This window comes from Allobacillus halotolerans, assembly GCF_018967645.1.
GTDB classification, from domain to species: Bacteria; Bacillota; Bacilli; order Bacillales; family Alkalibacillaceae; genus Allobacillus; species Allobacillus halotolerans.
The window spans coordinates 63,213-75,908 of sequence record NZ_JAHLZF010000001.1 but is presented as its reverse complement, the minus strand read 5'-3'; the positions used below and the strand labels follow the sequence as shown (position 1 = coordinate 75,908).

Below are 12,696 nucleotides of genomic sequence, written 5' to 3'. Positions count from 1 at the left end.
TGATTAATTATTCGGATTAAGACTATTTGTTATATGATTGTCATAATCGCTGAAAATTAGGTACAATATGAATAAGAAACAGATAGGGAGGCATAAGTGGTGAATAAAAATGAACACGCTTATTTAGATTTATGCAAGCAAGTAATGGAAAATGGCTCTGACCGAGATGATCGAACGAAAACAGGAACAAGGTCGATCTTTGGTTATCAAATGCGATTTGATTTAAATGAAAACTTTCCATTATTGACAACAAAAAAAGTGCCTCTCCGATTAATCGTCAGTGAATTACTCTGGTTCATCAAAGGTGATACAAATATTCGTTATTTATTGGAGCACAACAACAATATTTGGAACGAGTGGGCTTTTAAATCTTGGGTGGAAAGTGAAGAATATGACGGGCCTGACATGACCGATTTTGGTATTCGATCACAAAAAGATCCTGAATTTAAAAAGCAATACGAAAAGCAATTAGCGATTTTTAAAGAAAATATTCTTACTGACGATGAGTTCGCCAATCGTTTTGGCGAACTGGGAAATGTATATGGAAAACAGTGGCGAGATTGGCGTGGACCAGCCGATGAAACGGTTGACCAGCTAAAACAAGTCATTGAACAAATTAAACAAAATCCTTCGTCAAGAAGGTTAATTGTTTCTGCATGGAACCCGGTAGATGTTCCATCAATGGCTTTACCACCCTGCCACACATTATTCCAATTCTATGTAGAAAACGGGAAACTTTCCTGTCAGCTTTACCAAAGAAGTGGTGATGTTTTCCTTGGTATTCCATTCAATATTGCAAGTTATGCTTTATTGACTCATCTTGTCGCCCATGAATGTCAACTTGAAGTCGGTGAGTTTATCCATACGATTGGGGACGCTCATATTTACCATAATCATTTTGAGCAAATAAACACGTTACTTTCCCGAACACCTAAAACGGGGCCAACATTAACACTGAATAAAGACAAACAACATATTTTCGATTTTAATGTGGAAGATATTCAGATCGAGAACTATCATCCGCACCCACCAATTAAAGCACCTGTTGCGGTTTAAGGAGTGATGACAGCATGTATTCGTTAATGGTTGCATTTGATGAAAATCAAGTCATCGGTCATCAGAACGGAATGCCTTGGCATCTACCGAATGACCTAAAATATTTTAAAAAAGTGACTACAGGTAAACCCATCGTAATGGGACGGAAAACGTTTGAATCCATTGGAAGGCCCTTGCCGAATAGAGAGAATATTATCATGACCAGAGATGAAAAATATGAGCAGGAAGGTTGTACCGTCATTCATTCATGGGACGAGCTAGATCGCTTTAAATCTTATGATGAAATCATCATCATCGGTGGTTCGCAACTATTTGAAAAAGCGATTGATTTTGTCGACCGAATGTATGTCACAAAAATTCATGAAACATTTGAAGGGGACACTTATTTTCCTGAAGTCAATTGGAGTCAATGGGAGGAAGTATCCAGTCAAAAAGGTATTGTGGATGAGAAAAATAAATATGAGCATGTATTTTATGTTTACGAACGAGATAAAACGTGAATATTTTACAACAAATGAACCTTATGTTTGCAATATTTCTCCAAATCGGTGAAAATAAGAAGGTAACAGATGAAGAAATGGCAGGTGTGAGCCGTGCATGTAGGAATTCCAGGATTAATATTAATTCTATTAATTTTACTTGTTTTATTCGGGCCAAAAAAACTGCCCGAATTAGGTAAAGCATTTGGACAAACGTTCAAAGAATTCAAAAATTCATCAAAAAGTGAAAAAGAAGATGAAAAGGAAAATAATCGTTAAGTTCATTGAAATAAACTAACTTATTATCGTGAGGTGCATTTTTATGTCACTTGGAGGAATTGGTATTCCTGGCTTGATTTTGATTCTAATTGTTGCATTGTTGGTATTCGGACCTTCTAAGCTTCCTGAAGTCGGAAAGGCCTTTGGTAGCACGTTGAAAGAATTTAAAAAAGCAACAAACGATTTAGTGAATGATGACTCCTCTTCAAAAGATCAAAAAGATACGAATCAAAAAGATCAATAAATACGTTGGGAACTGAAAGGTGTAAGGACTCCCTTACATCTTCTTTTATTCTTAATACTTGTTTTATTCGTTCAAAAGAGTAAGCTTTGTCGTTAGAAGGGTGAAAGATATGGCAAAAAACACACAAACAATTCCAGAAGATATGCATTGGACAGGTCACCTAGGTGAGTTAAGAAAAAGATTGTTCATTTCTCTAGGTGTATTTATTGTCTTTTTTGGACTTGGATTTTATTTCGCAAAAGATATCTACTTTTACGTTGAAGGCGATGTACCTTTCCAGCTGACAATTTTGAGCCCTTTTGAAATTATTTGGGTCTACATTATGATTGCCACGATGGCAGGATTGATCATTACCTTGCCATTTCTAGGATTACAATTGTGGCTATTCATCAGCCCAGGATTAACGAAAAAGGAACGGAAAGTGAGTTTGTTATACATTCCCGCAATGTTTTTGTTGTTTGTATTGGGTCTTGGTTTTGGCTTCTTTTTCATTAAAGACTTAATTTTACATTTTCTTTTGGATTTAAGTGAGGGTGTTGTACAAGAAATGTACACAGCCAGAAATTATTTTAAATTCATCATGCAAACAACCATTCCTTTTGCGTTCTTTTTCGAAGTTCCATTAATTGCAATGTTTCTAACGAGTTTAGGTATTTTGGATCCAAAGGTAATGAAGAAAACAAGAAAGTACGCTTATTTAATTCTTGTTATTCTAGGAGCGATGTTATCTCCTCCAGACTTCGTATTACAATTACTCGTTGCTGGACCGTTAATTTTGTTATATGAAATAGCAATCTTTATGTCTGGTATCGTTTACCGAAGAAGAATGAGACACTTGAAATCATTGTATACAGATACTGATGAATAATGTAGGTGAGTTTAATTGAGAAGTTTTTATCATTTTGCCATGAGCTATCGAGGTATTCGAGATCGACATAATAATAAAAAAAGGCTCGCTGACTGGATGTTTCAAGAACATGACTTTCCAAAACAAACAACCAGTTATGCCGAGCTGACAGATTACCTTGAATTCAATAGTCCTTTTCCGGAGGCATTATCCATATTCGATGAATTATGGACGGAATACTTAAATTACGAAAATGACTAACCGAAAGCTGTACTCAGAGTCATAGATTTGACTAGTTGAGTGCAGCTTTCCTTTGTCTATAGCACAAATTGAGAATGTTCATGACAAATATCTTGAAACTTAACCTGTCTATCGTCTAGGATAATAGTAAGGAACAGAGGAGAGGTGAAAGGATGTCCAATCACTTTGTGATGCAATGGAAGATCGTTACGGAAGGTCAGGAACGTCGAATCTCTGAGGAAAACGATTTATTTGAAATAATTTTTGATGGATACCATATATTTCCGATGGAAGAACCAATTGATATCCAGCGGTCACTTGATTCAGACCAAATTGGCACTGCAAAAGTTGCTAAATTATCATTTTCTAAAGGTCTTACCATTTGCCAATATCAATTAATTTCACTATATAGCGTCAATTAATGACATAATCCTTTCATAATCATGTCGAATGTCTACGTTTCCTGCGCTTTCCCAGGAAATAATAAGGGGAAATACTATGCAAATAATTACCGATTGGAACGAAGAATTAGCGAATGAATTTAAACAGCCTTATTTTCAACAATTAATACAGGCAGTGCAGCATGCATATGAGAAAGAAACCGTTTTTCCAGCTAAACAGGATTTATTCCGTGCATTCAATGAAACACCTTTTAACCAAACGAAAGTGGTCATTATCGGACAAGATCCTTATCACGGCGTTAATCAAGCAAACGGATTAAGTTTCTCTGTCGCAAAAGGACAGACGATTCCACCATCATTACGGAACATTTTTAAAGAATTAAGTGACGATATGCAAATAAGCGAACCAAAACATGGCGACTTAACCGGTTGGGCAAACCAAGGTGTTCTGTTACTGAATTCAGTTTTGACCGTGCGAGATGGTGAGGCATTCTCTCACCAAAATCTAGGCTGGGAGCAGTTTACAGATCATGTCATTGAGAAAATTAGTAAGCAAAAAGAAAATGTGGTGTTTATTCTTTGGGGAAAACATGCATTAAAAAAAGGGCAAACCATTAATCCATTCAAACATCTGGTCATCCACTCTGCACATCCAAGCCCTCTATCCGCATATAGGGGCTTCTTTGGCAGCAAACCGTTCTCGAAAACGAATCAGTACTTAATCGAGAAAGGTAAAAATCCAATTGATTGGAGAATATCGTAAAATCGCCCATACGTGATAGCTGTCCTATTCGTAGACTATAAGTAGTAGTCTATGAGGAGGTTTTCTTTATGTATCCTTTTAATTTTTATCAACAGCCGCCGGCACAGAAGCCACCATTTTTGCAACAGGTACTCAATTACTTACCTGCGAAGGCACAGGATGTACCACCATACGCCATGCCACCCAATGCAGGCTTAGCACCGTATTCACAAACGAGTAGTCTCGTAAATTCAATTACGAAAGTCCATAAAGGTTTACAGGTTGTTCAGCAAGTTTTGCCCATTTGGAAACAATACGCACCACTAATAAAAAACGCACCGATGTTGATTGATATGGCTAAAATCATGTTAACTGAAGAGTCAGAGGATCAGGAAGAAGAGTCACTTACCGAAGACCAAGAGGATGGAGGCTCGATTCAAGCAGCTGATTCTGGTGATAAGCAGCTACAGAAACAACCAGATACAACCGATCATAAAAACGAAATTGATGGAATACCAGGACCTAAACTATATATTTAGCCATTCAGAAAGGAGCTTATTATGGAACAACAATTAAAAAAAGCAACATTCGCGGGAGGATGCTTCTGGTGTATGGTCGAACCATTTGACCGAAGACCAGGAATAGAGAAGATTGTTTCTGGCTATACAGGTGGATCTGTTGAAAATCCTACCTATCAAGAGGTATGTTCGGAAACGACAGGTCACCTGGAAGCAGTACAAATCACATACAATCCAAACATTTTTCCTTATGATGAGTTGTTGGAGATTTATTGGCAACAAATTGATCCAACTGATGCAGAGGGTCAGTTTGCCGACCGCGGGGAGTCCTATAAACCAGCTATTTTTTACCATGATGATGAACAAAAGCAATTAGCCGAACAATCGAAACAGAAAATGGAGGAGAGCAATAAATTCGACCAACCCATTGTTGTAGAAATTCGTCCGGCAGAAACGTTCTATGAAGCTGAAGAAGAACACCAAGATTATTACAAAAAAAATTCTTTTCATTACCAACTGTATAAAAAAGGATCAGGAAGAAAGCAATTTATTGAAAACACTTGGAAAGACCAAGATAAAGAGGACCTTCGCAATCGTCTGAATGAAATGCAATATATTGTCACACAAGAAAATGGCACTGAACCACCCTACCAAAACGAATATTGGGATCATGAAGAAGAAGGGATTTATGTAGACATCGTGAGTGGAGAACCACTATTCTCTTCAAATGAGAAGTATGATGCGAATTGCGGGTGGCCAAGCTTCACTAAACCAATTGCTCCATTGAACGAAGAACTCGATACATCATTCGGTATGCGGAGAGTGGAAGTTCGTAGTGGACATGCTGATTCACATCTTGGCCACGTATTCAATGACGGACCACAAGATCAAGGTGGCATGAGATATTGCATCAATTCTGCAGCACTGCGATTCATCCCAAAAGAGGACTTAGAAAAAGAAGGTTACGGGAAGTACAAGCAATTATTTGAGTAAAATCTAAGAATTAATCATACGTTTGATTAAAAGGTGGAGTAGTCGATGATTCATAAAACATGGAATGAAAATAAAACATTAAAAGAAATTAAGTGTGTCAATACGGATGCAGAAAAGTTCACCGTCACAGACTGTCTTACAGTCGGAAAGACTTATCAAGTGAAGAATGAAACGGAAGAATTTTATTTTGTGATTGATGATACCGGTAAAATGGGCGGATTCTACAAAAACTATTTTGAAGAATAAGTATTATAAAGTAGAGTCAATTTCATAATTGTTCTTTTTAAAATGATTAAAGAGAGTTACACCTTTACTATAGTCATTGAGAGGTGTACTCTCTTTTTTGTGTTTAAATATAATAATTGGCCAGGAAAATACCCAACATTTCTTCATAAAGAACATCAAACTGACTAATTGGGAGTGGGTTCACACCTTTACCTAATTCAATAGTGAAGCCTGGTCTTCGGAACTCTTGAATAAACCAATCTTTATAGCCTGCATGACTGTCGACATAACGGATCGGTGTATATGAACTGACTTGTTGATACTCCAATGCAATCTGTTCCGCTTCAGGTGGTTCAAGACCCTCATATCCCCAATAAATAACCTCACCTTGTGTATGAAGTGCTAGAACGCGGTCAAATTGCTCTTCAAATGCAAGATTATATAAAGCCAATGCTTCTGGTTCCGTCAACGGGCCAAACCCAGGGAAATTACGTGGTTGGGGTGTTTTGGGTTTTCTTTGTTGCTCAATCGTCCACCCTGCAGGATATTGATTATTCAAATCGACCCCTCTGATATTCGCCTTCCACGAGCGAAAATCTGTGCTACCGTTATTGATTTCAATTACCTGTTCACGAATTTCCTGATCGCTCGGTAATTGTCCATTCACTAAATCAACACCATCGGGATTGACTAAGGGAACAACTGAAAGCCGAACCTCTCTAAAAAATGAACTCATATCAATTCCACGAATGGGATCTTGATTAACCATTGAATATGCATAATTCTCTATAAAAGCCATAATAACATTCGTCGTAATCGACTCATTCGCATGGAATGAACCATTTATATGAACGAGCTTATCTCCTGTCCCGATATGCAGCTCATAAATTGGTTTTCCCAAGACGGATTCTCCAATTGTTCGAAGTTCCATAAAAGGATAGCGAGAGATAAGTAACATCAATTCATCTTCCACGCGTTCGGACGTATATGGCTTACGTACATTCGTGATTCGTTGTTCTGTTATTCGAGGTATTTCCAACGTTTGGCCGATTTCAAGCCTTGTCGGTTCAACTTGGTTAATCAGTAATAATTGCTCTATAGGTACATCGTAAGTCGTCCCTAATTGATAAAGCGTATCACCCGATTGAATCCGATGAGAAACCGTTTCATAACCAGGTATTTTTATAACTTGGCCTGGAATCAACTGATCGGGTTCCAAGAAACGATTGGATTTCAATAATAGATCCAATGAAATGCCGAACGTCCGAGAAAGATCGTAAAACGTCATTCCCGGTTGAACAATAATTTCCAAAGCTTATCCCTCCAAATGTCTGATCGAATGATGGTAGACTGTTTAGCTGTGAAGCGTATTAGCATGAGTTTTTGCCGTGAAAAGACAGGTTTATAAATAGCCAATGAACTGGTATAGAATATGCAACCGATGTAGCACTGTTGCAAGTTTGGCGAAAAGTACATATAATTTTCATGGGAGAGGGTTTATTTCTGCTTGGTGGTTGTTTAAAATAATGATAGGATAAAGATATACATGAATAAGGAGGAATTATTGTGGCATTTGTCATTACATCACCGTGTAAAGATGAAAAAGCGGGTGAATGCGTCGAAGTATGTCCTGTAGATTGTATTGAAGAAGGTAAGGACATGTTCTATATAGATCCTGATATTTGTATCGACTGTGGGGCTTGTGAAGCAGTTTGCCCAGTTGAAGCCATTTATCATGAGGATGAGGTTCCTGCGGAAGAAACTGAATACATCGAGTTAAACAGAAGGTTCTTCCAAGAATAGTAAGCCAATGAACCAAAGTAAGAGGCTGGATGTTTATTCAGCCTCTTTTTAGTGTATAAATTCTGCAAGAAATTTTCGACAAAACATATATAGGGGAATCCATATGATCTACACAGATAATTTTCGAAAATCAGAGCACTATTTTTCAATTGTCCGTTGGTTGATTTTTATCGGAGTGGTTTTTCTTGTTTATTTTTCAACTTATCTGGACTACCTAAAAACTCACGAAGATCTATTTTTATACTTTATTGGATTCGCCTTCATTTACACCGTAGTCATTCAAATCATTTTGTGGATTAAACCGTTATTTCATCAGTATTATCGTGTTTTTGCTCTTATATCAATTGGCATGGACCTGGTCGCCATTTTATGGTTAATTTTCATCACCGGTGGCGTCAACAGTCTGTTTGCTCCTTTTTTATTGCTCGTCATCATCCACGGACTCATTTATTGGCGTCTCGTTGGCTTCATAATCATATTTGCATTCATCTCCATAGGGTACACAGGTATATGGGTTTTTCAAGAACAATATACCGACGAATGGCATTTATGGGTATATGGTTTTTATATGACTTTTCTCTTATTAGTGGGTATTTCGTTATTCATCGTTACAAAACAACGGAAACCTGAACCACTTGAAATCCGTTATTTTGATGACGCTGTTGTTAAAGATCCATTAACAGGTTTGTATAATCACAGATCTTTTCACAATACGACTGAAAAACTCGTGCAGAACGAACGGAAATTCGCTCTTGTGTTAATGGATATTGATGACTTTAATGAAATCAATCAGAAATATGGTTATATCATTGGCGACCATGTCCTTACAGCATTGGGTCATACACTTAGGAATTCCATATCACGTAATGACGGTTATTGTTTTCGCTATCGTGGCGAAGACTTCGCCGTGCTTGCATTTTCCACTGATTTGCATGAGATCCAGAAAGCAATTACTTTCTGGAACAATGACTTCAACACGAACTTGGATTCCATTATAGAGCTTGAGGATGAATGGATTACACTCAGTTACGGCATAGCTTTCCATAGAAAAGACGAGTCGAAGGAAGAACTTCTGAACCGAGCAACTAACCATTTACGTCTCGCTAAAGAGAAAGGTAAGAACCAAATCGTTCATGATTGAATGCTGAAATCAATGTAGAAAAACTACAAGACTAGGGAGATCGAGAAAATGAGCAAGCAAGTAAAGAATAAATCGAATTGGATTAACTTCGATCCATTGATGAATTTATTATCAGAAAGTGACCACAATCAACTCAGTGATAAAGTGATCGACTTATATGAAAAGTGGCAAAAAAAAGAAGTGACCATTGGATTTACTGGCCATTTTTCTGCCGGTAAATCTTCAATGATCAATGCGTTGTTAGGTGAAACCATTTTACCTTCCAGTCCAATTCCTACGAGTGCGAATATTGTAGAGATCAGGGCGGGGAAAGATAAAGCCATTTATCAATTAAACGATGGCACTTATACAGAAGACGACCATGTCGATGAGCAACGAATTAAGCAACTTTCTAAAAATGGGGAAGTCGTGCAAGCAGTTCAAATCTATAAGCAAAACGATTTTTTGCGTCATCAAGTAACGATAATGGATACGCCGGGGATTGACTCTTCAGACGATGCAGAATTCGATCGTACGTTAAATCAAATCCATTTAATTGATTTATTTGTTTACGTTATGGATTATAACCATGTTTTATCTGAGGTCAATTTTCGATTTTTAAAAGAATTACAACGACGAGAAGTCCCATTCATCATTGTCATTAACCAAATTGATAAGCATCGTGAAAAAGAATTGCTGTTTGATTCTTATAAGCAACGTTTACGAGTCAGTTATGAAGAATGGGACTTATATCCAGATGCTATGTTTTTTACTTCATTGAAGGATTCAGAGTCCCCATTGAATCAATTCAGTTTATTCAAAAAAACATTACAAAAACGTATGGAAGAGCTTCCGGATCAACTGGATTCAAAAATCAAACGGGAATTGGACTTGGTTATTGAAAAATGGGAGAGCGACCAAACAGGAAATACGGGTCAAGAGCAATTATTGAACCGGTTAGAGTTAATTGAAGAACAAAAAGAAAACATTCACGAAAAAATTGGCTCTGTTAAACAATCGCTTCAACAAGAATTGAGTACCATTTTATCCAATGCGTACTTAATGACCTTTGAAACACGTGAGTTGGCAAAGGAATTTTTAACATCACAGCAACAAAATTTTAAAGTTGGTAGTCTTTTTACCAAGAAAAAAACAGAAGCAGCAAAACAAGAACGAATGACTAACTTCATCCATCAATTAAATAGCCGGATTCAGTCGGAAATGGTTTGGGCTGTGCGTTCTCACTTAGAAGAGACTGTACGCGAACTGACCAATGAAAAAAAACTTTTACAACAAGTTCAGTCGGTCTCTTTTCAAGCAGATAAAGAATTAATACAAAGTAACGTAAATCCTTCTGCTCAGGTGACTGGTGATTATGTATTGATTTATACAAAATCGTTACATCAATCCATTCAATCGAAGTTGATCCAAGAAATCTATCCGCTAATCGAAATCATTAGCGAAAAAAAATCCAACGAATTAAAGCGTCAATTAGATGAGCTTGTCAAAGAAGAAGAAGCGATTCGGTCAGAGACCAACCAAGACTTCGCTGAAGAAATCAAACAAGTCATCCATCGATTGCGAAATCAAATGTTTAATCCTGCAGATGCACAGCAAATCAATCAGGAAATAGAACGTTCTTGGCAAGATAAGTCAATTCAACGAAAAAAGAAGAGTCTTGAGCAACTGATTCAAGCAGCAGATGAAAAAGAAAAAGATGAATCAATCACAAATGCTGACCCTTTTATGAAAGAAATCTCGGATCAATCATTAGATTACACACAGATTGAATCGGATGCTGAATTAGTCATCCGTCAAGCTGAACAATTACCGATCGTTGACCAACTGACGACTAAATTAAAAGCTCGCTATAAGCAAGTTCAAGAAAAAGAGTATACGGTTGCATTATTCGGAGCTTTCAGTGCAGGTAAATCATCGTTCGCCAATGTATTGCTCGGGAATCCATTATTGCCGGTTTCACCAAATCCGACAACCGCTGCAATCAATAAAATTAGACCTGTATCGGAAGAAAATGAGCATGGAAAAGTTATCGTACGGTTTAAATCGGATGAAATGCTTCAAGAGCAATTACAGTTAATTCTTGAACCATATACACGAAAGAAATTCACTAGCATTCCAGAAATTACAAAATACTTAAAAAAAGAATGGAATACATTAAGAGCTTACTTCGAACGGACGGAAGCTTCCTTTATTGATGCATTTTTGCAAGGAATTCAACAAGCTAAGACATGGCTTAGTCAAACAAAAGTAGAGACATTGAATACGTTTTCGGACTATGTGACGAAAGAACACATTTCTTGTTTCGTCAACGAAGTAGAAATTTTTTATGATTGTGCGTTAACACAAGAAGGGATCACTCTTGTGGACACACCTGGAGCCGATTCGATCCATGCAAGACATACCAATGTTTCACTCCAATACATTAAGCAAGCCGATGTTATTTTATATGTAAATTATTATAACCATGCTTTTTCACGTGCCGACCGTGAATTTTTAAGACAATTAGGTCGACTAAGCGAAACCATTACCGCTGGAAAAATGTTTTTTGTCTTAAATGCCGCTGACTTAGCTGATTCCGACCAAGAGTTAGATGATGTGAAAAATTATTTGCAATCACAGCTAAAACAATACGGAATCCGTCAACCAGCAATTTTCCCTATATCCAGTAAGGAGCTTTTGACTGAACAACCAGCAGATTTTGCTGCCAAACAGCTAGATCAGCTTCAAACAGTGTTTTATCAATTCATGGACTTAGGCGCGAAAGGAATTGTCTTTCAAAACCTGATTGGAGAGCTGACTCATTTAGAACAATTTATTGCAGAAACAATTCAGGAAGCGAGCTTGGACGAAGAAGAAAAACAAGAAAAACTGTCGAAAGAGCTAGAAGAAAGAAACGAACTTGAAAAGAAATTAGGTAGTTTTGATGCTGGTGTATTAGAAAACCAGCTCACGCAAGAAGCAACTGAACTGACACACTATTTAGCAGAACGAATCGATATTCAGTCAATTGAATGGCTAAAGGCAACGATCAATCCAGCAGTCATCCAATCAAACGGCAAAAAAGGAAAAGAAGAGCTAGCGAATGCATTACAACAAACCGTCCAATCCATTCAACATAAACTAACAAAAGAATGGTACGAGATCGATTTATTATTGGATGACCAAATGAATCGAATCAAAAATCAACTGATTGATGAATTCAATGAATTCATTGAAGAAAGCTTTCCACAAGAAAAGCTATTTTTTGAAACCGAGGATTATACGGGTACAGAGCTTCCAGCCTTCTCGTTCCAAATGACGGATGATGAACAAAAACAATTCTTAAAATACTTTAAAAATAAAAAGGACTTCTTTGAAGAAAACACACGGAGCGAACTATTCGAGGAAATCACTCGGTGGATCGGTAATAAGAAAACAGACGTCATTAAACAATTTAACGATACATTGCACACTTCCTTTGTGAAGAAATTACACACTACCAAAGATGCGTTGATGGATGAAATCTTAACGAATATCGATTTAGAACGAAAACACAAACAATTGATTTTTGAAAGTAAAGAAGTCATCACATCACTAGAACAGCTTCAGATAAGACTGAATGAAATTCTTGCCGAACATCAGTTGAATTAATTTGTAATCGACAAAAATTATCTTTTAATTTATAATAATCTTAATCTATCAAAGCTAGTAGAGATCATTCTACTAGCTTTTCATTTTCTAGGGGGGTA

The 12,696-nt window shown here is 37.1% G+C and carries 15 protein-coding genes; 14 read left to right on the top strand and 1 reads right to left on the bottom strand.

The window, feature by feature from the left end; translation table 11 throughout:
* The first annotated feature begins 99 nt into the window (after positions 1-99).
* From KQ486_RS00385 to KQ486_RS00335, 11 genes are all read left to right on the top strand, one after another.
* Positions 100-1,056 (top strand): thymidylate synthase, encoded by a 957-nt coding sequence (locus KQ486_RS00385; protein WP_144158955.1) that lies wholly within the window; start codon positions 100-102, stop codon positions 1,054-1,056.
* Positions 1,057-1,070: 14 nt separating this feature from the next.
* Complete coding sequence (locus KQ486_RS00380; RefSeq protein ID WP_144158958.1) at positions 1,071-1,556, top strand: dihydrofolate reductase; 486 nt, start codon at positions 1,071-1,073, stop codon at positions 1,554-1,556.
* A gap of 93 nt (positions 1,557-1,649) precedes the next feature.
* On the top strand, positions 1,650-1,814 hold the full coding sequence (gene tatA, locus KQ486_RS00375; RefSeq protein WP_144158961.1) for a twin-arginine translocase TatA/TatE family subunit: 165 nt from the start codon (positions 1,650-1,652) through the stop codon (positions 1,812-1,814).
* A gap of 43 nt (positions 1,815-1,857) precedes the next feature.
* On the top strand, positions 1,858-2,058 hold the full coding sequence (gene tatA, locus KQ486_RS00370) for a twin-arginine translocase TatA/TatE family subunit (RefSeq protein WP_144158964.1): 201 nt from the start codon (positions 1,858-1,860) through the stop codon (positions 2,056-2,058).
* A 109-nt stretch (positions 2,059-2,167) separates the two neighbouring features.
* Entirely contained in the window at positions 2,168-2,926 is a 759-nt protein-coding gene (gene tatC / locus KQ486_RS00365) for a twin-arginine translocase subunit TatC (RefSeq protein ID WP_144158966.1), read from the top strand.
* Positions 2,927-2,941: 15 nt separating this feature from the next.
* The gene (locus KQ486_RS00360) at positions 2,942-3,166 is read left to right on the top strand and encodes a YozE family protein (RefSeq protein ID WP_144158969.1); all 225 of its coding nucleotides are present in this window, start codon (positions 2,942-2,944) and stop codon (positions 3,164-3,166) included.
* 152 nt (positions 3,167-3,318) lie between these two features.
* Positions 3,319-3,567: a DUF2584 family protein gene (locus KQ486_RS00355; RefSeq protein WP_144158971.1), complete on the top strand. Its 249-nt coding sequence runs from the start codon at positions 3,319-3,321 to the stop codon at positions 3,565-3,567.
* A gap of 76 nt (positions 3,568-3,643) precedes the next feature.
* Positions 3,644-4,309 carry a uracil-DNA glycosylase gene (locus KQ486_RS00350; RefSeq protein ID WP_144158974.1) on the top strand — a complete coding sequence of 222 codons (666 nt, stop codon included), beginning with the start codon at positions 3,644-3,646 and terminating at the stop codon, positions 4,307-4,309.
* 68 nt (positions 4,310-4,377) lie between these two features.
* Positions 4,378-4,827 (top strand): VrrA/YqfQ family protein, encoded by a 450-nt coding sequence (gene vrrA, locus KQ486_RS00345; RefSeq protein WP_216686483.1) that lies wholly within the window; start codon positions 4,378-4,380, stop codon positions 4,825-4,827.
* Positions 4,828-4,848: 21 nt separating this feature from the next.
* Positions 4,849-5,799, top strand: a complete 951-nt coding sequence (gene msrA, locus KQ486_RS00340; RefSeq protein WP_144158980.1) for a peptide-methionine (S)-S-oxide reductase MsrA — start codon at positions 4,849-4,851, stop codon at positions 5,797-5,799.
* Between the two features lie 45 nt (positions 5,800-5,844).
* Positions 5,845-6,045, top strand: a complete 201-nt coding sequence (locus KQ486_RS00335) for a DUF6501 family protein (protein WP_144158984.1) — start codon at positions 5,845-5,847, stop codon at positions 6,043-6,045.
* Between the two features lie 103 nt (positions 6,046-6,148).
* On the opposite strand, the gene KQ486_RS00330 is transcribed toward KQ486_RS00335, so the two are convergent.
* Complete coding sequence (locus tag KQ486_RS00330) at positions 6,149-7,336, bottom strand: M14 family metallopeptidase (RefSeq protein ID WP_216686482.1); 1,188 nt, start codon at positions 7,334-7,336, stop codon at positions 6,149-6,151.
* Positions 7,337-7,590: 254 nt separating this feature from the next.
* Here KQ486_RS00330 and KQ486_RS00325 point away from each other — a divergent pair, with 254 nt between their 5' ends.
* The 3 genes from KQ486_RS00325 to KQ486_RS00315 all read left to right on the top strand — a co-directional run bounded on the left by KQ486_RS00325 (position 7,591) and on the right by KQ486_RS00315 (position 12,598).
* Entirely contained in the window at positions 7,591-7,827 is a 237-nt protein-coding gene (locus KQ486_RS00325; protein ID WP_144158990.1) for a ferredoxin family protein, read from the top strand.
* Positions 7,828-7,930: 103 nt separating this feature from the next.
* Positions 7,931-8,968: a GGDEF domain-containing protein gene (locus KQ486_RS00320; protein ID WP_144158993.1), complete on the top strand. Its 1,038-nt coding sequence runs from the start codon at positions 7,931-7,933 to the stop codon at positions 8,966-8,968.
* 48 nt (positions 8,969-9,016) lie between these two features.
* Positions 9,017-12,598, top strand: a complete 3,582-nt coding sequence (locus tag KQ486_RS00315) for a dynamin family protein (RefSeq protein ID WP_216686481.1) — start codon at positions 9,017-9,019, stop codon at positions 12,596-12,598.
* Positions 12,599-12,696 lie beyond the last annotated feature (98 nt).